This window comes from Moorena sp. SIO4A1 (assembly GCF_010672065.1).
Taxonomy (GTDB): Bacteria; Cyanobacteriota; Cyanobacteriia; order Cyanobacteriales; family Coleofasciculaceae; genus Moorena.
The window spans coordinates 1-21416 of the sequence record NZ_JAAHHX010000087.1 but is presented as its reverse complement, the minus strand read 5'-3'; the positions used below and the strand labels follow the sequence as shown (position 1 = coordinate 21416).

The window sequence follows — 21416 nt, the reverse complement described above, 5'->3', positions numbered from 1 at the left end:
TCCCCATCTCCCCCCCCTCCCCATCTCCCCATCTCCCCACCCTCCCCATCTCCCCATCTCCCCATCTCCCCATCTCCCCATCTCCCCATCTCCCCATCTCCCCATCTCCCCACCCTCCCCACACTTCCCACACTTCCCACACTTCCCACCCTCCACTCCCGAACAATACTCTGGACAAATGACAATAGTTGATAGTACCAATGTTCTATAGAGCAATCACTAAGAACGACCATTTTTTGTCAAGAGTCTTATGGAAAACCTCACATCTGCTCAACAAGAACTCTACGATTGGCTGGTTAATTATATTCGCATCTCACACCATGCCCCTTCGATCCGGCAAATGATGAGAGCAATGAACTTGCGCTCACCAGCACCGATTCAGAGTAGGCTGGAACATTTGCGTAGCAAGGGATATATTGATTGGACTGAAGGAAAAGCCCGGACGATTAGGCTGCTGCGGCATTGTAATTTGGGAGTTCCTGTATTAGGAGCGATCGCAGCCGGGGGCCTAGTGGAACCTTTCACCGACACAGTTGAGGAGTTGGATATATCTGGCTTTTTCTATCAACCAGGTAATTTTGCTCTGCGGGTTACTGGAGACAGCATGATCGAAGACCTAATTGCAGAAGGGGATGTGGTGATTATGCGACCAGTGCCTGATCCCGATGACATCAAGAATGGTCTAATTGTAGCGGCACGGGTGGATGGACATGGTACTACCTTGAAACGTTTCTATCGTAAGGGTGATAAAGTTACTCTTAAACCCTCTAATGCTAAATACCACCCCATAGAAATTATGGCAAAACATGTCCAGGTTCAAGGAGTATTAGTTGGTGTCTGGCGGGGATATGAGCAGCATCTAACACCCGCAGCGATACATTAGACTTCCCAACAGTTGTCGGGAATAGGGAACAGAGTTTCCTATTCCCATCGGCTATAATTACTAGTTATTACTTTTCCTCCTCATCTTCAATCGCTTCATCTAGCCGGTCATTAGCATCCTTAGCTAGCTTAACAAAAGCAATATTCGATGCTAATCCCACACTGGTAGTAACTATTCCATCAGATAGCTGTTTGGACATTAATAATCCTGCGCCTGCTAGACCTACAATCCCGCTTAGAATTGTAGCCCCGACAAGCAAGTTAAAGGAAAGGTTGGCTTGACGAATGCGCTCGTTCAAGTAGGTGGTTTCTGGGTCATATTCTTTGTTTGGTTTAGACATAATTTATTCAGCCTTTAGTTCAGTAACGCTCTTATCTCCAACTATAGGCTCTCAAAATTAATAATCTGGATTTGTGGGTCAAAGTTCACTTAGTTCACGGTCTTTACTATTGGTGAATCTCGAATAATATATCCGTAATTATTGTTTCACTGCTTGACAAACAATCGTGAAACTAGGGAATAGGGAATAGGGAACAGGGAACAGTTGCGTAGGGTGCGTTAGGGGCGGGCTAGCCATGATTTTGCGCCTCTTTCTGGTTGAAACAGCCCGCCCCGTAACGCACCATCATGAATAGTTGATGTAGGGTGGGCAGTAAGTATAATCGCGATGGTAAGCTTTGGAATTGGTATGATTACTGCCCACCCTACGATTTATTTTAATCTATTTTACAATTAATTTTCTGTTGGTGGGCAGTGCCGATTTAATTTACTACAAGCTTTGGAATTGGTATGATTACTGCCCATCCTACGATTAATTTTACTCTATTTTACAATTAATTTTCTGTTGGTGGGCAGTGCCGATTTAACTGACTACAATCTGAAAAATTGCTAGGAAGCACTGCCCACCCTACGATTTATTTTACTATTTTACAATTAATTTTCTGTTGGTGGGCAGTGCCGATTTAACTGACTACAACCTTGAAAATTCCTAGGAAGCACTGCCCACCCTACGATTCATTTTACTCTATTTTACAATTAATTTTCTGTTGGTGGGCAGTGCCGATTTAACTGACTACAATCTGAAAAATTGCTAGGAAGCACTGCCCACCCTACGATTTATTTTACTCTATTTTACAATTAATTTTCTGTTGGTGGGCAGTGCCGATTTAACTGACTACAATCTGAAAAATTGCTAGGAAGCACTGCCCACCCTACGATTTATTTTACTCTCCACATTATCCATATTTCGTAATAAAAAAAATTTCTAAATTCCTTGACATTGGGTTAATAAATTAATATATTAATATTATAAGCCATTTAGAGGAATCACGATTCATGACCAAGAACATTCCGCCTAACTCCGATGACAAGAACACCCCAGAAAACCCTGGTCGCAAACCTAAGAAAGTCAAGCTGATCTTGATCGGTTCTCCTGAAAAAGTTTGGAAGACAATTATTGCCCTTTATGGCCTTAAATACGCCTATCCCAACGAGTGGAGCACTCCCGAGCCTACGGGGAAGCCTGATGAGGTGATGACTTTTTTGATTCGCTATTTCTACGTAGACTAGGATAGTAATTTGCCAGGGTTTGACCCCCTGGCGACCATGAGTAAAATTTGTTTTGTGGAGGTTAGTTTACTGAGTTAGGATGTTGTTGTTTTGGATCAGTTGCTGACTTAAGCAATACTTGTAATGGCTTATATAATAGAATTCGGTCAAGCATTGGTTAAACAAACCTTGACCGATTTTTTTTTTGGTAAGCAGTTAGCCGTCAGCCGTCAGCCGTCAGCCGTTGGCCTTGGCCGTTGGCCACGCTACGCGAATGACTGATGGCTAATCGCTGTTCGCGTAGCGCTTAAGCTGAAACCTTACAAAAAAACTTCAGGTTACTTCATCGCACTTCACATCTTCACATTAGTGAAGCTCTAAAAAGATAGTTTATATTATTTTTTAACTACTTTAAAAAAAACTCGTGAAATTATTGTATCAATCTTACTCAACTACTAAATAATAGTCTATCCTAAGCATAGGAATACCTACGGCACAAGCAGCGATCGCTTATGATTAGTAAAGAAGCCTTCGAGGAAAAATACAAGAACATGCCTCCGAAAAGGCGACAAGTTTTGGAGGCGGTGGTTGGTGGCAAGACAGATATAGAAATCAAAGACAAAGTGCTAGGTGTCGATCATAAAAATACTGTAAGAAAGCATATTTATAATATATATCAAGACTTTGATATTGAAGCTAACGGTTATAATTGTCGTGATGAATTAGTTGAAATCGTTTATACCTATAAGCCTGAGTTAGTAGCTGATAAAGTTTTAAAAAAGTACGAGTTACCATCGTCTCCAACTAGAGCTAATCACGAGATATATATTGAGCGCCCACCCATTGAAGCTCGTTGTTATCAGGAAATTGTTAAATCGGGAGCGTTAATTCGGATTAAAGCCCCAAAGCTGATGGGCAAAACCTTACTGATTAGGAAGATTATCGCCCATGGCCAAAAACAGGGTTATGGAAAGGTTTATTTAAATATGAATCAGCTCCCTTTCACTAACTTAGATATATTTTTAAAGTCTTTTTGTGGGCAAGTTGGTAACAAACTGAAATTGCCCAATCAGTTAGAAACCTATTGGGATGATAGTTTATTTACCAGTATTGACAACTGCACGGCCTACTTTGAAGAGTATTTGTTAGACTCTTTAGAAACTCCGTTACTGTTGTGTTTGGATGACCTTGATAGAGTGTTTCACCATCAAGAGATTGCTGAAGGGTTTCTGCCCTTGCTCCGTAGTTGGCATGAGAGTGGCAAGTTTGACGATAGTTGGAAAAAACTGCGGTTGGTGGTGGCTCATGCTACGGAAATTTACATTGATTTAGATATAAATAAGTCCCCGTTTAATGTGGGATTACCTATAGATTTACTAGAGTTTGATTCTGATCAGGTTAAGAGATTTGCCCAGGGTTATGGATTGAATTTGTCTGTGGATTCAGTAACGAAACTGATGGCAATGGTGGGGGGACATCCTGATTTATTATCCCAAGCTTTTGATTATCTCAAGAATCACCAAGAAGTAGAAAAGACACTAGATACTCTTTTGGCTTTAGCCCCCACAGAAGCTGGAATTTATAGCAGTCATTTGTACTTACTGTTAACTACTATTCAAGAGCATCCCGAATTGCTGGACGCTGTTAAACAATTAGTTAGTACACCCAACCCAGTGCGCCTAGATGCTACTATCACTCGCAAGTTGGAAAGTATTGGACTGGTTGAGCGCCATGGCAATGATTGTAGTTTGAGATGTAATTTGTATCGTGAGTATTTTAGCGATCGCATTTTAGGGAGTAGGGAGTAGGGAGTAGGGAGTAGGGAGTAGGGAGTAGGGAGTAGGGAGTAGGGAGTAGGGAGTAGGGAGTAGGGGTAATATCATTATTATCAACATAGCAATAAGTACGATAACAATGAGCAAAAACATCTTTAACTATACCAAATTATTGAAAACTACTTCTTCTCTATCCTATCTCGCCAGACTTCCCAGACTTCCCAGACTTCCCACACTTGGTACACTCTTATCACTGCTCCCTACTCCCTACTCCCTGCTCCCTAAAACCCAGAAATTTGTACCTCACCGAATTGCAAACCGCTGTAATGACCAATCAACAATCAATAATCTACAAAGTAGGAGGTAGTTTACCTCAAGATGAACCCACTTATGTCACCCGAAAAGCTGATCACGATCTTTTTCAGGCATTGATGGCTGGGGAGTTTTGTTATGTGCTCAATTCCCGACAGATGGGGAAGTCCAGTTTGCGGGTGCGAACCATGGAAAAGCTCACAAAGGCGGGAGTAGCTTGTGCCTCTATTGATGTTACCAGGATTGGCAATGACGTAACCTCCGAGAAGTGGTATGGCAGTTTGATTAGAAGTCTTGCCAAGAGTTTTGAATTAAAGGGAAAAGTCCAGGTAATTCCTTGGTTAAAAGAGCGTGATAGATTCTCGCCAGTGCAGTGGTTAGATGAGTTTATTGAGTCGGTTATCCTAAACGAACTAAGTCAACCGATTGTTATTTTTCTGGATGAGATTGATAGTATTATTAAAGTTACGTTTAAAGATGATTTATTTGCCTTCATTAGGGCTTGTTACAATCAAAGAGCCGACAATCCAGCCTACAAGCGTCTAACCTTTTGTTTGCTGGGGGTGGCAACTCCCGCAGATTTAATTCAGGATAAACAGCGCACCCCGTTTAATGTTGGTCAGGATATTCGGTTGACTGGGTTTACCTTTCAGGAGGCCAAAGCGCCTTTGGTTCCGGGCTTGGAAGGTAAAGTTAATAATCCTGAACAGGTGTTAGGTGAAATAGTAAACTGGACGGGGGGACAACCGTTTCTGACTCAGCGCGTGTGTCGTTTGGTAGTCCAGACTTGGGAATCGGGCAATAGTCTTTCCCTAGACCAGATCGTGCGTAGGCAGATCATAGAGAATTGGGAAGCCCAGGATGAACAGGAGCATTTGAAGACTATACGCGATCGCATTCTCAGGAATGAGCAACGGGCTGGTATGCTGTTGGGTTTGTATCAGCAAGTGTTGGATTACGGTAGTCTAGCTGCTGATGGAAGTGAAGAACAGACGGAATTAAGAATATCGGGGCTGGTGGTTGAGCGTGATGGTTGTTTGGAAGTTAACAACCGGATTTATGGGGAGGTTTTCAATTCCAATTGGGTCAAGACAGAATTGGCCAGACTGCGCCCCTACTCTGAGGCGTTTACCGCTTGGGTTGATTCTGGGTGTAAGGATGAGTCTAGATTGTTGCGGGGTAAAGCATTAGAGCAGGCGGAACAATGGTCGAGGGGAAAAGCCTTAAGCGATTTGGATTCCCAGTTCTTGAGAGCTAGTCAGGTTTTAGATAAGGGAGAAGTGCAAAAGGCTTTGGCGGCTGAGAAAGAGGCTAGTGAGATATTAGCCAAGGCTCAAAAGAAAGCTAACCGAACCATACGCACAGGGGGAATTGTACTGGGTTTGTCCTTAATTGTTGCTATAGTGGCTGGTGTCAACGCTAGACAAGAAATACACGAAGCCAAAACAGGCACGCGACTAGAACGGGAAGGGCTTAGTATTTCACGACAGTTACCGGATAATGTTTACTACGGCACCAATACAAGAGGGGAAAGGCTTTTGTACCAGGCAATGAAGACTGGAGAAGAGCTATATAAGATAGTAAAAGATGGTCGCCCCCTGGATGACTATCCTTCTATCAGTCCTCTATATGCCCTCCACCAGAGTATTAGTCAATTCCGAGAACGGGCAGTTCTCAAAGGGCATCAGTCCTCGGTATTAAGTGTAGCCTTCAGCCCGGATGGACAGAGGCTGGCCACTGGTTCACATGACCGCACTGCCAGAATTTGGGACAGAAAGGGCCATGAAATATCTGTGCTCAAAGGGCATCAGTCCGAGGTATCAAGTGTAGCCTTTAGCCCGGATGGACAGAGGCTGGCCACGGCTTCACGAGACGGCACCGCCAGAATTTGGGACAACCAGGGCAATGAAATCGCCGTGCTCAGAGGGCATCAGGACCCGGTATTAAGTGTAGCCTTCAGCCCCGATGGACAGAGGCTGGCCACGGCTTCCTATGACAACACCGCCAGAATTTGGGACAACCAGGGCAATGAAATCGCCGTGCTCAGAGGGCATCAGGACCCGGTATCAAGTGTAGCCTTCAGCCCGGATGGACAGAGGCTGGCCACGGCTTCCTATGACAACACCGCCAGAATTTGGGACAACCAGGGCAATGAAATCGCCGTGCTCAGAGGGCATCAGTCCTTTGTATATAGTGTAGCCTTCAGCCCGGATGGACAGAGGCTGGCCACGGCATCAATAGACGGCACCGCCAGAATTTGGGACAACCAGGGCAATCAAATCGCTGTGCTCAGAGGGCATCAGTCTAGGGTATTAAGTGTAGCCTTCAGCCCGGATGGACAGAGGCTGGCCACGGCATCAATAGACGGCACCGCCAGAATTTGGGACAACCAAGGCAATGAAATCGCCGTGCTCAGAGGGCATCAGGACCCGGTATCAAGTGTAGCCTTCAGCCCGGATGGACAGAGGCTGGCCACGGCTTCCTATGACAACACCGCCAGAATTTGGGACAACCAAGGCAATGAAATCGCCGTGCTCAGAGGGCATCAGAAGGGTTTAGATACTGTAGCCTTCAGCCCTTCTGGACAGAGGCTGGCCACGGCATCAAGGGACAAAACCGCCAGAATTTGGGACAACCAGGGCAATCAAATCGCCGTGCTCAGCGAGCATCAGGACCCGGTAATAAGTGTAGCCTTCAGCCCTTCTGGACAGAGGCTGGCCACGGCTTCAGATGACAAAACCGCCAGAATTTGGGACAACCAGGGCAATGAAATCGCCGTGCTCAGAGGGCATCAGTCCAAGGTATTAAGTGTAGCCTTCAGCCCGGATGGACAGAGGCTGGCCACGGCATCAAGGGACAACACCGCCAGAATTTGGGACAACCAGGGCAATCAAATCGCCGTGCTCAGAGGGCATCAGTCCACTGTATCAAGTGTAGCCTTCAGCCCCGATGGACAGAGGCTGGCCACGGCATCAAGGGACAAAACCGCCAGAATTTGGGACAACCAGGGCAATGAAATCGCTGTGCTCAGAGGGCATCAGAAGGGTTTAGATACTGTAGCCTTCAGCCCTTCTGGACAGAGGCTGGCCACAGCTTCAGATGACAAAACCGCCAGAATTTGGGACAACCAGGGCAATGAAATCGCTGTGCTCAGAGGGCATCAGAGGGGTTTATATACTGTAGCCTTCAGCCCTTCTGGACAGAGGCTGGCCACGGCTTCATCGGACAACACCGCCAGAATTTGGGACAACCAGGGCAATGAAATCGCCGTGCTCAGAGGGCATCAGTCCAAGGTATTAAGTGTAGCCTTCAGCCCTTCTGGACAGAGATTGGCCACGGCTTCATTAGACGGCACTGCCAGAATTTGGGACAACCAGGGCAATGAAATCGCCGTGCTCAGAGGGCATCAGTCCTTTGTATATAGTGTAGCCTTCAGCCCTTCTGGACAGAGGCTGGCCACGGCTTCATCGGACAACACTGCCAGAATTTGGAAGGTTGAAAGTTTAGGTGAGCTGCTGGGTCGGGGCTGTGAATTGCTGGAAGATTACTTTGTTAGGAATCCTGAAGCTAAAGAGAAGTTATGGGTATGCCTTAGGGAAAAGGGAACAGGGAACAGGGAATAGGGAGTCGGGAGTCGGGAATAGGGAATAGGTTCACAGGTTTGTTCACGAGGTTCAGAGGTTCAACAACGGTATTCAAATACTCACCGTCGAGGCTCAGAGGTTCGTTCACGAGGTTCAGAGGTTCAACAACGGTATTCAAATACTCACCGTCGAGGCTCAGAGGTTCGTTCACGGTATTCAAATCATCGACGGAGAGGCTCTGAGGTTCGTTCACGGTATTCAAATCATCGACGGAGAGGCTCTGAGGTTCGTTCACGAGGCTCAGAGCCTCAACCACGGTATTCAAATACTCACGGTCGAAGTCCAGATACTCGGTTAAGAAAGTTCAATTCCTGGAGATCCCCCCTAACCCCCCTTAGCAAGGGGGGAACAATCACGGATCTGGCTCTGGCTTCCCCCTTCCGCGCGGGGGACGGGAGGGGGATCGGTGTTGATAGGCTGACTTAACTCAAATTTTATTCAAAACAGTTTTTTCCTCAACCATCCCCATAGCCCATAAGCTAATAGCTGATAGCTTACCCTTTATCTATTAATATGGTGTTCCTCTGGCGAGATAAATACATTCACCTGCTTACGGATTTCGGCTTTAAGCGGGTCTTTGGCACTGAGTCCAACAAAGCACTGTTAATTGACTTCTTGAATACTCTGTTACCTGCCCACCATCAGATTCAGGATGTCACCATTAAGACTCCGGAATTCTTTGGCAACAGCTTAGTGAACAGAAGAGCGATTTTTGATAGTTATTGTCAGAGCACAACCGGTGAACGGTTCATGGTGGAAATCCAAAAAGCAGACCACAATTTTTTCAAAGACCCCAGTGTCTACTATGGCACGTTTCCCATCCAAGAACAGGCGCAACTGGGAAATTGGGATGATCAGCTAACCGCAGTCTACACCGTTGGTATTCTGGATTTTATTTTTAATGACCATAAGGACAATCCAGAACTGTTGCATGTGGTAGAGCTAAACAATCAATACTGTGAACTGTTATATAATAAGTTGACATCCATTTATATTGAACTACCGAAATTTACTAAATCGGTTGATCAATTAGAAACCCATTTTGACAAGTGGTTATTTTTATTGAAGCATCTCGGTGAATTTAAAGCTCCCCCTGAATCCTTTCCAGGGGATGTGTTTGCCCAGCTATTTGAAGTGGCCGAAATTGCCGATTTCTCACCAAAAGAGCAAGCCCTGTACTATGATAGCCTGAAGGTCTACCGGGATATGTACAGTGTTGTCCAAACCTGTATTCAGGAAGGTTTTAAACAAGGTAGACTTGAAGGTCTAAAACAAGCTGCTATCGAAGAAGGCAAACTTAAGGTAAAACAGCAGGTTGCTAAACGGATGAAAGCAGCAGGGTTACCCTTGAAGGATATTGCTCAATATACGGAGTTGAGTGTGGATGAAATTAATCAGTTGTCCTGAGAGAGTAAGAAAAATCGGCAATTCCGTGGCACAGGCTTCGAGAACTTTGTGGCACAGGCTTCCAGCCTGTGATGGGGTGCATCTCAATCCATGCTGTTTGACCCGGTGGGTGTAACGGGCATCTTGGTGGAACAGGCTTCCAGCCTGTGGCAATTTTCGGAAGGGCTATCCCAACACTGGCGGTGCGTTACGGGACGGGCTATCCCAACACTACCAGGCGGAAAATCAGTGCGAGCCCGTCCCTAACGCACCCTACGCAACTTCTTTTCCCGATTCCCGATTCCCGATTCCCGATTCCCGATTCCCGATTCCCGATTCCCGATTCCCGACTCCCGATTCCCGATTCCCGATTCCCGATTCCCCACACTCCCCAGATCGGAATCTGATATGATATCTCAATCCGTGAGCAGCAACCGGAATTTATGCAACTCGTTGATTGGCTGATTGTCCTAGTCTACTTAGTCTTGTCCCTAGGGTTAGGACTATACCTATCTCGCAAGGCTTCCGGCAGTCTTGTTGATTTCTTTGTTTCGGGGCGATCGCTCCCCTGGTGGTTAGCAGGGACCAGTATGGCTGCCACTACTTTCTCCATTGATACCCCCCTCTACATTGCCGGGGTAGTTGGCAATCGAGGCATTGCGGGCAACTGGGAATGGTGGAGTTTTGGCATATCCCATCTGATCATGATTTACATCTTTGCCCGGATGTGGCGACGTTCAGAAATTGTGACTGATGCCGAACTCACCGAAATCCGTTATGGTGGCTCCATCGCTGCCCTATTACGGGGAACCAAAGCCTTTCTGTTTGCTGTACCAATCAACTGTATTGCCATTGGCTATGCCATGTTAGCCATGGTCAAAGTAGTAGGTGCTCTAGAAATTTGGCAAAGCCTTGGTATTGCCCCCGAAGCCAGTAGTGTAAAACTCTGGAGTGTATTAGGAGTAAGTGTTCTAGTCTTAGTTTACGCTGGCTTTGCTGGACTGTGGGGCGTAGTAGCTACAGATTTCTTCCAATTCTTTTTTGCCCTACTCGGAGCAATGATAGTTGCTGTAGTTGCCATTAACCATGTCGGTGGTATTCATCAACTAATCCCAAAAGTGCAACAAGTAACCCAACAGGATGTACTAGCCTTTTTTCCCCTCACGGTTGGTTCCGGAGGCATTAGTTGGAGTGAAACTGCTGGCATCAGTGCTAGCACATTCTCTGCCTATGTGTTCCTGCAATGGTGGGCATGGCGTCGCAGTGATGGCGGTGGTGAATTTGTCCAGCGTTTGGCCGCATCCAAAAATGAAGCAGATGCCGAGAAAGCGGCTTGGCTATTCAATATCTTTCACTATGTAATCCGAACCTGGCCCTGGATATTAGTTGCCCTCGCCGCAATGGTAATCTATCCAGATTTGCCAGACCGGGAATTGGGGTATCCCAAACTGATGCTAGACTTTTTGCCACCAGCCATACTCGGGATAGTGGTAACTTCCCTAATTGCGGCATTTATGAGTACCGTGTCTACCTCCATTAACTGGGGAGCCTCCTATCTCACTAATGACCTCTATTTGCGCTTTGTGCATCCCCAAGCCACAGAATCAGAACTCGTCTTTGTGGGGCGGATCGCATCAGTGCTGGTCACGGTTTTAGGAGCCATTGCCGCCTTCTTTGCCACAGACGTTGCCACCGTGTTCCGGTTAGTAATTGCCATTGGTACCGGACCGGGATTAGTGTTAATGTTACGTTGGTTCTGGTGGCGGATTAATGCTGCTGCGGAACTAACCGCCATGGTTGCTGGTTTTGTAGTCGGGTTTGGTACCAGTGTCGTGCCAGTTATTCAGATTCCTGACTTTGGTTGGCGTCTGCTGGTAACTGCTGGAATTACTGGTGTTTTGTGGATAGTGGTGATGTTACTCACGCCACCAGAATCTGATACCACCTTAGATGAATTTTATCGACGGGTGCGTCCAGCTGGGCCTGGCTGGAAACGTCAGCAGCTTCGCACCGGTTTAGCTCCAATCCAGGATTTGGAACACGATCTAAAACGGGTGCTGGCATCGATATTGCTAATGTTTGGAGCCATGTTAGCTATTGGAGGATTTTTGTTGCTAAAGCCCTTGACCGGTTGGGTTTCTCTGATCATAGCCGTTCTAGGATGGATGTGGCTGCGTCAAATTAAAGGGAGTAGGGAATAGGGAGTAGGGAGTAGGGAATCGGGAATCGGGAATCGGGAATCGGGAGTAGGGAATCGGGAATCGGGAATCGGGAATCGGGAATCGGGGAAGAGAGGGAAGTGTGCTAAATGTGGGAAAGATAGGAAATTATGAGAAGTTTGGAGATAGGTAATTGCAACGACTATACTATTAAAGCGGTTGTCATAATTATCAGGTACAGTCAATTTTCTTACCCCGATTCCCTACTCCCGATTCCCTACTCCCTACTCCCTACTCCCTGTTCCCTTAAAAAAACCATAGTTTGACAAGTCATTTTAAAACTATGTTAAAAACTGTAAATATCCAAAACCCTTTAGTAATCGTCCTGGTTATCGTAATTTTAGTAATCGGGGTGGTATTTTTTATCTACTCTCAAGCCCAGAAAAAAATGACCGAACCGAAACCATCTAACTACGAACTTTGTCGTAACGAGGAGATAAATCAACCTAGCTATTATCCCGTAAATCAGACCCTATCATCGAGTCTTTATCAACCCGTTAGTGAGTGGATAGGACGACTGATCGAGCCGCCAAAGGAGGAACGAACAACAGATGATTCTGTCTTCTTGGAAGTCTACCATGCTGCTGCTGAATATCAGCATTTGGTGGGACAAATTGTGACCTTAGGATGGACTAAGGATGTTCCAGGGATCCAAGACTATGTGAAGCGAGTTACCACAGATATTAACTTTAATCAAGCCACTGAAGATAGCATGACAGGGGGCACTATCCATCCGGTTCGATTAAATAATCTCAATCAAGTAGGTCCCCTGGAATCGTTGGCTGCAGACAGACCTGACGATAATGTGATTGTCATGGTAAAAAATCCAATTGTGACTGAGTCAGAAACAAGGACGTCTTTGACTATTGCCGAAGAGCCAGTGCAAATTACTGGTCGCTTCTATGGCTTGGTTACTATTATTAAACGGGAGGCTCTTGACAGCGATCGCTTTGAAGTGTCTCCCGCTTAATAAAGACTCAAAACAATTTGATGGACCTCAAGAAATTATTCGTATTCCTCAAGTGGTGGCTGACCGGGATGGCATCCCTAGATCTACCAATTCCCAGATTGAAGACTCTCCTCTAAATAGCGCTGGTTGGTATATTTATGGTGCTCAGGATCCTGACGGCATTTTTGTTACCCAAGGGATTGAACCTAGGGCTTTGATGATGCTAGAGCCAGATCAAGTAATTTTGGGAGTTGAGGAAGGGGTAACTTACATTAAGGAAAAAAATTGGGAAAATACCGAACAGCAAAAAGGTACTGGCAACACAGTTCTGCTGGATCCTTTAGCTGAAGAAGCAGAGGCGGCGATATCCCGTTGGCAAGAAGGAGACCGGGGAATTGTCATCCATCTTTTTGGGGGAATTGGTGGTAATAAAAAAGATGAACGTGCCCTTTTTAATATGGTAAGCGGTCACTTTGCCTATGGTATTGCTCATGTAGTGCGTGACCCATTAAGCGATGAATTACGCTTTGATATAGAGTACGATCAAGTTTATGCTAGTAACCCCGATGGCATTGTTTCAGGGTCAATCAAATGGCCGAACTATATGGGAAATTTGCAGCGGGGTTGGTTAGGCAATCGACCTGTTTCTGATGTGATTGTTAAGTTGGATGCAGTCACCCAAGACTACGAGTTTGGTGATATTAAACTATCACCCTTGGACGAATTGAAGCATCAGTTACAAGTAATGATGGCTCGCTACCGCACGGGGGATGGTGACGGTGCAGCATTGGTTTCACCAGCAGAATCCTGTGTGCAAGACTCCAATCAAGCGCTTTATGTAGCAATCCAACAGATAGAAGATGAAGTGAATGCCAATCCTGAAATTCAAGAGTGGTTGAAAAGTCATCCAGATCATCCCCAAACTCAACGATTTCAACAATTATCCGAGTTGGGACAAGCACTAGAAAAACAACTGACTCCCCTAGGAATTGTTCGTAGTGACTGGAAGGAAAATGCTGAAACCTTGGTGGGAGTTGCTACCAGTGACAATCCCATTATCCCGATCATTAGAGGACTTACTAGCTGGCGCACTATACTACCACGACGTGGTCATGACGAAATCGCTAATCTTTTGTTAAACCATGGCGCTAAACTTTGGGTTATCCGCACTAATCAAGTGGGAGGATTCGATCCCGATATTATCCCCTATGCTCCGACTACGTTATTTTAGAATGAAGAATGAAGAATGAAGAATGTAGAATGAAGAATGAAGAATGGAAAATGGAGAATGAAGAATGGAGAATGAAGAATGAAGAATGGAGAATGAAGAATGAAGAATGAAGAATGGATAATGGAGAATGAAGAATGAAGAATGGATAATGGAGAATGAAGAATTAATAATGGAGAATGGAGAATGAAGAATGAAGAATGGAGAATGAAGAATGGAGAATGAAGAATGGAGAATGGAGAATTATAAATTCTTAATTCTTAATTCTTAATTCTTAATTCTAACTTAATTCTTAATTCTAACTTAATTCTTAATTCTTAATTCTTAATTCTTAATTCTTAATTCTTAATTCGACCTTGACCGTGCCATAGTGGTCAAGCGTCTTAGCAAAGGTTGCAGCATCTCAGGAACTGCTGTATCACCAATTTCCACAGTTTTTTTCCGTCCAGCGACTTCCACTGTCAGTTTGTAGCTAAACTGATCGGCACCTGGTGTTGATGACATCAGCTGTGCTGGTAGCTCAAAAAAACTAGTAGTATTCAGCAGACCTTGCAACTGATCAGCTTCTTCTGGCGATAGGGATTCAGTATCAACCTCAGTTGCCATATTCATCCCCATAAAACCGCCACTACGCTCAAAGTATATTTTCATAACACCCCCGTCTTTACTTATTAGATCTTGCACCATTGTGATTAATTCTAGTTATTAATTTTAAGGTGGGCAGTGTCTGGGGTGTGGGGTGATGGGGAGAGGGGTGGGTTCCTATCTCCCTATCTCCCTATCTCCCTATCTCCCTACCCGTGAAATTTTAGTCCGACGCCAGAAACAGGGCTACTCCCTAAGAGGGGGTGAAGAAAGACCTGATAAAGTCTGGCGCACCTGCGGAGCATCCTGGGGGTTCAGGGGGTTGAGGGGTCGGAGGCTGTTCAATAATCTCAACACCTATCTCTTCCCAACCTTTACGGACAGCTTTTTGTTCCAGGCTGCCAACACCAAATCGGTCACCTGCCACCTTGTATGTCTCTCTGGCAGCATCCTTAAATTCTGAGGTGGTACCCAGCTTATCCCTCAAGGTAAGATACCAGATCCAACCGGCCTTATCCCAAGCGTATCCACCAATTTCCAGAGCAGCAATGTAGAAGGCTCGGTTGGGGATACCAGAATTGATATGAACCCCACCATTATCTTGAGACCCGGTATAGATGTCTCTCATATGAGCTGGTTGAGGGTCTTTACCTAGTCTGGGGTCGTTATAAGCACTCCCTGGTTCTTTCATGGAGCGAATGCCTATACCATTGACATTCTCACTAAACAGACCAGCTCCAATCACCCAATCCGATTCACTAGCAGTTTGGTTCAGTGTCCGTTGCTTAACTAGGATGCCGAACACATCAGCGAAGTGTTCGTTGAGAGCACCTGGTTGATCCCGATAGACCAGTCCCGCTTCATATTGGACCACCCCATGGGTCAGCTCATGGCCAATAATATCGATGGCGATAGTAAAGCGATTGAAGAGTCTCTCCTCTTCTGGCAAATCTTCATCCCCATCCCCATAGGTCATCTGTCGGCCATTCCAGAAGGCGTTGTCAAAACCGCTCCCATAATGAACGGTTGAGCTCAAAACCATCCCGCGATCATCAATCGAGTTCCGCTCGTATATGTCACTATATAAATCAAAGGTGGCTCCAGAACCATCGTAGGCTTCATCCACTGCTGTGTCACCTGTGGCTGGGTCTCCTTCCCCCCGGACTTTACGGCCAGGTAAACGAGTTTGGTAGTCTGCATGGTAGATCACCCGTTCTTTAGCTGCTCCTGCTTCTCGGGCACTGGGTCGTGTGGAGAAGTCAGCTAATTCCTGGCGCACTCCACGGAACTGACCAGATTCCACTAGGGCGCTCAATGCTCGTTCTCGCTGTATAGGGCTTCCCTGTTCTGAAAGTTCCCGCAGCATATACGCCGGAAGTATACAGTGCAGAGGGTTGCGGTGGTGATGGTGGTGATGGTGGTGATGGTTTATCTTGGTAGGCATAGTATTATTTAAGTCTTTTTGCTATTACTATGATCGCCCTTGCTAGCGCAGGTTTTTTTGCCAAGTTTTTTTGCCCGAAGCAACATCTTGGAAGCTTTGCCAGCCACTCTCAATGATAGCGAAGGAAACTCAAAACAGTTTGTGATTTAGGGCATTTCCTATTGCTAGGATGATTGAGTCTGTTCTATCTTGCTTTAATTCCAGTCTCTTCACCCTCTTTCACAGTTTCATAAATCATCCATCCAAATCAGCAACGCCCTTATCTGTCGTGTCTCGATTGAAAAAATCGATACCAAAATTAGCATTATAGGTTAGATTTCCGAGCTTTTAAGTCTTTGATACAACAATTGTTACAATATAGTCGGATTGTATTATTTTTTCCTGATTAGTAATTGGCAATGGTTCAACATTTTTTAATGTCATGGAATAGCCATCAAAATTTCTAACAGCTAAATTTTCTTGGGCTGCTCTGAGGGTTAACTCAACCTCCTCTGGTTGTGAGTTCTCCTTGACAACCTCGAAGGCAATGGTGACTTGTCCTGGTTGCACACAGACTACATCAGCTGGGCATCTGGAATCCTCCACTATATCCAGAACCTTAACTTGCATCGTTTTCGATTCCATTAATGCCATCTGATCGATCTGGAGTTGAATCTCTTGATTTAAATCCGCCTTAACCAAATTTTCTGTTGGTTGAATCTCTTGATTTAAATCGGCCTTACTCACATTTTCTGTTGGTTGAGTACAACCGAGCATCGGTTGAATCAGACTACAAATAATAATAAGTTTTATGAACCCTGAGACTAAAGCTAATCCTTTCGATTTTGTCATGATTGACCACCCCAAGTCTGTTTAAATCTAACCTTTTCGCCCCTACTAATTGTACCTTACTAATTTTATAGGATTTTCTCTTAATTGACACAATAAGAGACAGAAAAATCCTCAAGCTCCTAACCGTGACTGTAATCGGATGGTAACCATTCAGCCCAAGGCTGATCAGCTATAAGCTAGTTATTATCAGGGTAACATAACTGATAGCTTCCAAACCGGGTCACGAAAAAGTGCCCTATTTGAAAAACCGATTAGGGCTGACTCTGTTTATTGATCCAGCATTACCTAATTTTAGCTAAGACGTGAATGCTGAGGTCGGATTTGACTACAATATCTTGCGATTTATTAATTAACGTAAATTTATCAATGCGGGAACTTGCAACAATGAATTTAAATCAATTAACTGGTAACTAAGGGTAATTGCTATTCAACGATCAATACTCTTACCCATAAGCCGGTCTTGTATAGGTTGGTCACTTTTTTCCACAGCCATAGCACTTATCAAGACCAAGCTTAGATATTGTTTCAGTTTATGGAACATCATGACTAAAAGTTTGTTAAAAATTTATCCCCTTGGCCATCTCAGTCTTGGTTTGGTGGAATTGGTATTACTGGCATGGGCAATTCGCCTGTGGCGTCGCTCAACTAGTCTGGCAATGATTGTCCTGCCCATTGTGCTAGCAAGCATTAGCTATGACAATCTAGTTCTGGCCATGGGGAGCCTGATTGGTGAAGGAGATCTCCTGAAATCACTGAGTATGGTGCGCTTCCTCTTACACTTCTTAGTGGTGCCGCTGTTCATTGTAATTGCTGTTGAGCTAGCTCACCGCGCTGGAGCAGTTTGGGCTAAGACAATTGTACGAGTGTTATCCTGGGTGCTTGCCCTAGGACTGGGTGGGTTTGAAGTGGCGACCCAGTTTGTTGGCCTAGAATTGGTTCCAGTCACCTTTGCTGGCACCTTGCGCTACACAGTAGCGGAAGTGAGTGCTCCACCAATTGTAACAATTTTGGTCAATTTGTTCGTGCTGCTGATTGGTATCGGCATCTGGGTAAGGCTGAAATGGCCATGGCTATTTGTAGGAACCTTGGTTGCCCTAATTGGCAATGCTGTACCAATCTCTAGAGTTGGCACCCTCGTCGGTAGTGCCTCTGAATTCGTCATGGCTCTGAGTTTGCTGTTAACTGAGCGGCGGACGCAGTTTGTCCGTGCCCAACTCGGCTCAGGTGAAAAGACAACGAAGGTTGAAGGTTGGGTTGAAGGTTGTTCGCGTAGCGTGGCCAAAGGCCAAGGTTGAAGGTTGGGTTGAAGGTTGGGTTGAAGGTTGAATGTTGAAGGTTGAATGTTGAATGTTGAAGGGTTAATAACCTGAAAGCTGAAAGCTGTAATCTCTAAGCTCTAACCTTAAACCTCTAACCTGTAACCTGTAACCTTCAACCTGTAACCTTCAACCTGTAACCTGTAACCTTCAACCTCTAACCTTCAACCTCTAACCTTCAACCTCTAACCTGCAACCTTCAACCTAGATGGTATTACCGACAAGCGATCGCATTATAAAATCCCTTTCGATTAGTTATCCTCAAAGAGGTTACTGCCATGAATGCCGAATTTAAATTTAGACCAATTCCCTTTGCTTGGGTTGCTATCCATCCTGAGCCGGTAGGTGTTGTTCAATTGATTGGTGGTGCGTTTTTCGGAAGTTTTCCGACAATTTTTTACCGGTATATCGCCAAGCGATTATTTGAATCAGGTTATACCGTTGTTGCCAGACCGTTTAGATTTACCTTCCGCCATTGGCCTGTAGCCATTGGTTTGGTCAAAGAACAAAAACCCCTATTCAATGGAATTTTAGAAGAAGCAAAAAAATTGGGCTATGATTACAGTATCTATGAAGAGGACTCCTCTGCCAGAGCGAAGAATTATTTTTGGTTAGGTCACAGCTTAGGAACAAAATACATCGCACTCTTGGAACTTTTAAGTGATTTGGAGTTCAAAAAAATTCAGGAAATTCTGGGAGATTGTGTGGGTAAAGATCAAGAGGAGCAGATTCATAATAGCATCAGAGATGCTGATCTAAAAGATATTTCTTTGATCAATCAACCCTCTGTATTAATGGCTCCTGTTATTAGTGGTACCAGTAGTGCCGTTCCTGTTCCATTCATAGCTGATTTAGTAGACAGACTTGGTTTCGGGGTGTTACCCACACCGAAACAAACCTATTGCTTGATCAAAAATAGCAGTTTATTTAATCTTACTGCTTTAATTAGCTTCAGTAAGGATAAGATTGCTGAAGAAGCTGGAACGGTGCGTTGGCTACAGGAGAATTTAGGCAATAAACTCCTCACTGATAAGAAACTTCCTGGTAAGCATCTAACTCCCCTCGGTTGGCTCCGGGGAAATGATCAACTTGCGGATACGGTTATTGAAGTTATCACAAAACTAGCCGAGCGAGTCTAAGGGAGCAGGGAACAGGGAACAGGGAACAGGGAACAGGGGGAAGAGTATCGGAAGTGTGGGAAGTGTGGGGAGATGGGGAGATGGGGAGATGAGGAGATGAGGAAGGGGTCAACCTACAACCTCTAACCTCTAACCTCTAACCTCTAACCTCTAACCTCCAACCTGCAACCTCTAACCTCCAACCTGCAACCTCCAACCTCCAACCTTGGCCTTTGGCCACGCTACGCGAACAACCTCCAACCTCCAACCTCCAACCTCCAACCTTCAACCAAATAACCTCCAACCTCTAACCGTCAACCGCTAAAAGCTGTGCCATTGTAGTAAGATGGAGAAAGTAAAGAATTGTTAAAATCAACGAACCATTAAATTCATGGCTATTTTTCGTCAGTACATTGCTCCCCTACTGGCACTACTAGGCTTCTTAATTGCCCTATTGGCAGTCAGTTCTCGGATCTTTTTACCGAACGATATGCTAGCCCCTGCACCGATTGAAGAAGTTGACGCTGCCAGCATTCAAGCACCAGTATTCGCTCAGCTGGTTGTTAACCAAAATTTCGCGAAAATTGGTGAGTAAGCCATTGTTAGCAGGCTACCAGCTACGACTGGGAACGGTACGAGAACGGGCAATTTTGGTGAAGTTCATGGAGTTCACTTACCAAGAGCTTTTCCCAGAACAAAATGATTTTTCTCACCTGGCGAAGACTGTTAAACAGTACTTTTCCAGAGAAACCCCCCTGTGGTGGGTTACAGCAGCGGATGGGAACGTTTCTAGGAAAGGTTATACTGCAACTCATCCCTTGCCCGTGGGGTGTCTGTGGATGGGCAATGGGGTTGATCAGGTAAATGGCGATCGCTATGGCTATATCTTTTTACTGTACGTCATGCCAGCACACCGCCGTCAAGGCATTGGTTCAGCACTGATGCAGCAGGCTGAAGCTAGGGCAAGGGCAAGAGGCGATCGCCAAATTGGACTACAGGTGTTTCAATCGAATCAAGTCGCTTTGAACCTTTACCACGGACTGGGTTTCCGCACCCAATCTCTGTGGATGGTTAAACCATTGGCAAGGAAATACTAATGAAGACTCTGGTAGAATCAGGCAAGATAAGGTAGGTTATCAGGCATGTATGAAGATGATGATCTGAGTTTACTGGATAATACGGCTTTACTAGAAAGCCCTTTAGATGACATAGAGCCGATTGAAGATGAGTTAGAAGCTTCCAAACCTGATCCAGAGGAAATGCTGGCTCTGTTAACGGCACCGGAAAGCCAACAACGGATGCTAGCAGCTCGTGCCTTTTGTGAGTTGCAAGATGAGCGGGCAATTCCCCATCTGATTAACCTGTTAAATGATGTTTGTCCTTTGGTACGGGTAAGTGCTGCCTATGGTCTCGGGCACAATCCCAGTCCCACGGCAGTAAAGCCCTTGATTGACCAGCTAACCGTTGATTGGAACGGTTATGTCCGTAAAGGGGTTGTTTGGGCATTGGGGAACTGTCGCGATCGCCGTGCTTTAGCTTCTCTAATTGATTCCCTAAAAACGGATATTCCTGCAGTGCGTTTGTGGGCAGCTAGTGCTCTGGCGCAAATGGCAGAGTTAGATTATGAAGAAGTAATCGCATCGATTCCGCCCTTGATTACTGCTTTAAGGAAAGACCCAGTAGCAGCAGTGCGCAGTAATTGTGCTTGGTCTATCGGGCAACTGTGTCGGGAATTGCCCTCCAATGCCGTTTACGCTGGTGCTATTGATGCCTTAATTGAAGCAATTGCTGATGATGAAGACCTAGGGGTAAAAGAAGACGCCAAAGCTGCCCTCTTGAAAGTGGGAGACCCCCGTGGACTTCAGATGATTGAAATGATTGAGATGGAAGGGTTTTTGTAAGTTGGCATGTTATAGCCCTGGGCGCGGGAAGTCTGGGGAGATGGGGAGATAGGGAGATAGGGAGATGGGGAGATGGGGAGATGGGGAGATCTTACAAGGGTAGGTTTTGAGTACGTACTTTCATTAGCTAGAAACTCCTCAATATATGTATTAAAATATGTATCAAAATACACAATCATTTCCGGGGTAATTCTGCCCATTTCCCGCTTCTGACGACTCCCGACTCCCGACTCCCGACTCCCGACTCCCGACCCAAATGTAAAAAACCTACCCCTGT

Annotated in this window: 22 protein-coding genes; 15 read left to right on the top strand and 7 right to left on the bottom strand. The window is 45.4% G+C overall.

The window, feature by feature from the left end:
* Nucleotides 1-250: 250 nt before the first annotated feature.
* Complete coding sequence (gene lexA / locus F6K53_RS31770) at nucleotides 251-883, top strand: transcriptional repressor LexA (RefSeq protein WP_293071535.1); 633 nt, start codon at nucleotides 251-253, stop codon at nucleotides 881-883.
* Nucleotides 884-950: 67 nt separating this feature from the next.
* Here lexA and F6K53_RS31765 read toward each other — a convergent pair whose 3' ends face one another.
* A complete protein-coding gene (locus F6K53_RS31765) occupies nucleotides 951-1223 on the bottom strand; it encodes a hypothetical protein (RefSeq protein WP_293071534.1) in 273 nt (90 codons plus the stop codon).
* A gap of 995 nt (nucleotides 1224-2218) precedes the next feature.
* On the opposite strand from F6K53_RS31765, the gene F6K53_RS31760 reads away from it, so the two are divergent.
* The 3 genes from F6K53_RS31760 to F6K53_RS31750 all read left to right on the top strand — a co-directional run bounded on the left by F6K53_RS31760 (nucleotide 2219) and on the right by F6K53_RS31750 (nucleotide 4239).
* On the top strand, nucleotides 2219-2452 hold the full coding sequence (locus F6K53_RS31760) for a hypothetical protein (RefSeq protein ID WP_293028700.1): 234 nt from the start codon (nucleotides 2219-2221) through the stop codon (nucleotides 2450-2452).
* A gap of 123 nt (nucleotides 2453-2575) precedes the next feature.
* Nucleotides 2576-2713, top strand: coding sequence for a hypothetical protein (locus F6K53_RS31755; protein WP_293028697.1), 138 nt, complete (start codon nucleotides 2576-2578; stop codon nucleotides 2711-2713).
* A 230-nt stretch (nucleotides 2714-2943) separates the two neighbouring features.
* Nucleotides 2944-4239: an AAA-like domain-containing protein gene (locus F6K53_RS31750; protein ID WP_293071533.1), complete on the top strand. Its 1296-nt coding sequence runs from the start codon at nucleotides 2944-2946 to the stop codon at nucleotides 4237-4239.
* Here the strand turns inward: F6K53_RS31750 and F6K53_RS31745 are convergent.
* Complete coding sequence (locus F6K53_RS31745; protein WP_293083437.1) at nucleotides 4222-4359, bottom strand: hypothetical protein; 138 nt, start codon at nucleotides 4357-4359, stop codon at nucleotides 4222-4224. The two genes, F6K53_RS31750 and F6K53_RS31745, sit on opposite strands and share 18 nt — an antisense overlap.
* Nucleotides 4360-4442: 83 nt before the next feature.
* Here F6K53_RS31745 and F6K53_RS31740 point away from each other — a divergent pair, with 83 nt between their 5' ends.
* Nucleotides 4443-8141, top strand: a complete 3699-nt coding sequence (locus tag F6K53_RS31740; protein ID WP_293071532.1) for an AAA-like domain-containing protein — start codon at nucleotides 4443-4445, stop codon at nucleotides 8139-8141.
* On the opposite strand, the gene F6K53_RS31735 is transcribed toward F6K53_RS31740, so the two are convergent.
* On the bottom strand, nucleotides 8110-8397 hold the full coding sequence (locus F6K53_RS31735) for a hypothetical protein (protein ID WP_293071531.1): 288 nt from the start codon (nucleotides 8395-8397) through the stop codon (nucleotides 8110-8112). The two genes, F6K53_RS31740 and F6K53_RS31735, sit on opposite strands and share 32 nt — an antisense overlap.
* A 278-nt stretch (nucleotides 8398-8675) precedes the next feature.
* Between F6K53_RS31735 and F6K53_RS31730 the strand changes: the two genes are divergently transcribed.
* The 3 genes from F6K53_RS31730 to F6K53_RS31720 all read left to right on the top strand — a co-directional run bounded on the left by F6K53_RS31730 (nucleotide 8676) and on the right by F6K53_RS31720 (nucleotide 11749).
* A complete protein-coding gene (locus tag F6K53_RS31730; protein ID WP_293071530.1) occupies nucleotides 8676-9569 on the top strand; it encodes an Rpn family recombination-promoting nuclease/putative transposase in 894 nt (297 codons plus the stop codon).
* Nucleotides 9570-9715: 146 nt separating this feature from the next.
* The gene (locus tag F6K53_RS31725) at nucleotides 9716-9955 is read left to right on the top strand and encodes a hypothetical protein (protein ID WP_293071529.1); all 240 of its coding nucleotides are present in this window, start codon (nucleotides 9716-9718) and stop codon (nucleotides 9953-9955) included.
* A 36-nt stretch (nucleotides 9956-9991) separates the two neighbouring features.
* On the top strand, nucleotides 9992-11749 hold the full coding sequence (locus tag F6K53_RS31720) for a sodium:solute symporter family protein (RefSeq protein ID WP_293071528.1): 1758 nt from the start codon (nucleotides 9992-9994) through the stop codon (nucleotides 11747-11749).
* Here the strand turns inward: F6K53_RS31720 and F6K53_RS31715 are convergent.
* A complete protein-coding gene (locus F6K53_RS31715; protein ID WP_293071527.1) occupies nucleotides 11725-11952 on the bottom strand; it encodes a hypothetical protein in 228 nt (75 codons plus the stop codon). The genes F6K53_RS31720 and F6K53_RS31715 overlap by 25 nt on opposite strands.
* A gap of 98 nt (nucleotides 11953-12050) precedes the next feature.
* Here F6K53_RS31715 and F6K53_RS31710 point away from each other — a divergent pair, with 98 nt between their 5' ends.
* Nucleotides 12051-12737, top strand: a complete 687-nt coding sequence (locus tag F6K53_RS31710) for a hypothetical protein (RefSeq protein ID WP_293071526.1) — start codon at nucleotides 12051-12053, stop codon at nucleotides 12735-12737.
* On the top strand, nucleotides 12670-13947 hold the full coding sequence (locus F6K53_RS31705) for a hypothetical protein (RefSeq protein WP_293071525.1): 1278 nt from the start codon (nucleotides 12670-12672) through the stop codon (nucleotides 13945-13947). Before F6K53_RS31710 ends, F6K53_RS31705 begins: the two co-directional genes overlap by 68 nt.
* A gap of 342 nt (nucleotides 13948-14289) precedes the next feature.
* Here the strand turns inward: F6K53_RS31705 and F6K53_RS31700 are convergent, their stop codons facing one another.
* From F6K53_RS31700 to F6K53_RS31690, 3 genes are all read right to left on the bottom strand, one after another.
* The gene (locus F6K53_RS31700) at nucleotides 14290-14631 is read right to left on the bottom strand and encodes a protealysin inhibitor emfourin (protein WP_293083434.1); all 342 of its coding nucleotides are present in this window, start codon (nucleotides 14629-14631) and stop codon (nucleotides 14290-14292) included.
* Nucleotides 14632-14782: 151 nt separating this feature from the next.
* A complete protein-coding gene (locus F6K53_RS31695) occupies nucleotides 14783-15973 on the bottom strand; it encodes a M4 family metallopeptidase (protein ID WP_293083431.1) in 1191 nt (396 codons plus the stop codon).
* Between the two features lie 327 nt (nucleotides 15974-16300).
* On the bottom strand, nucleotides 16301-16804 hold the full coding sequence (locus tag F6K53_RS31690) for a hypothetical protein (protein ID WP_293071522.1): 504 nt from the start codon (nucleotides 16802-16804) through the stop codon (nucleotides 16301-16303).
* A gap of 542 nt (nucleotides 16805-17346) precedes the next feature.
* Between F6K53_RS31690 and F6K53_RS31685 the strand changes: the two genes are divergently transcribed.
* The 5 genes from F6K53_RS31685 to F6K53_RS31665 all read left to right on the top strand — a co-directional run bounded on the left by F6K53_RS31685 (nucleotide 17347) and on the right by F6K53_RS31665 (nucleotide 21139).
* Entirely contained in the window at nucleotides 17347-18099 is a 753-nt protein-coding gene (locus F6K53_RS31685) for a hypothetical protein (RefSeq protein ID WP_293071521.1), read from the top strand.
* 299 nt (nucleotides 18100-18398) lie between these two features.
* Nucleotides 18399-19259: a DUF1350 family protein gene (locus F6K53_RS31680; RefSeq protein ID WP_293083428.1), complete on the top strand. Its 861-nt coding sequence runs from the start codon at nucleotides 18399-18401 to the stop codon at nucleotides 19257-19259.
* 370 nt (nucleotides 19260-19629) lie between these two features.
* Nucleotides 19630-19833, top strand: a complete 204-nt coding sequence (locus tag F6K53_RS31675; RefSeq protein WP_293019706.1) for a hypothetical protein — start codon at nucleotides 19630-19632, stop codon at nucleotides 19831-19833.
* Nucleotides 19826-20335, top strand: coding sequence for an N-acetyltransferase (locus tag F6K53_RS31670; protein ID WP_293072141.1), 510 nt, complete (start codon nucleotides 19826-19828; stop codon nucleotides 20333-20335). The genes F6K53_RS31675 and F6K53_RS31670 overlap by 8 nt, the downstream gene beginning before the upstream one ends.
* A 45-nt stretch (nucleotides 20336-20380) precedes the next feature.
* Nucleotides 20381-21139, top strand: a complete 759-nt coding sequence (locus F6K53_RS31665; protein ID WP_293019704.1) for a HEAT repeat domain-containing protein — start codon at nucleotides 20381-20383, stop codon at nucleotides 21137-21139.
* Nucleotides 21140-21416: the final 277 nt, after the last annotated feature.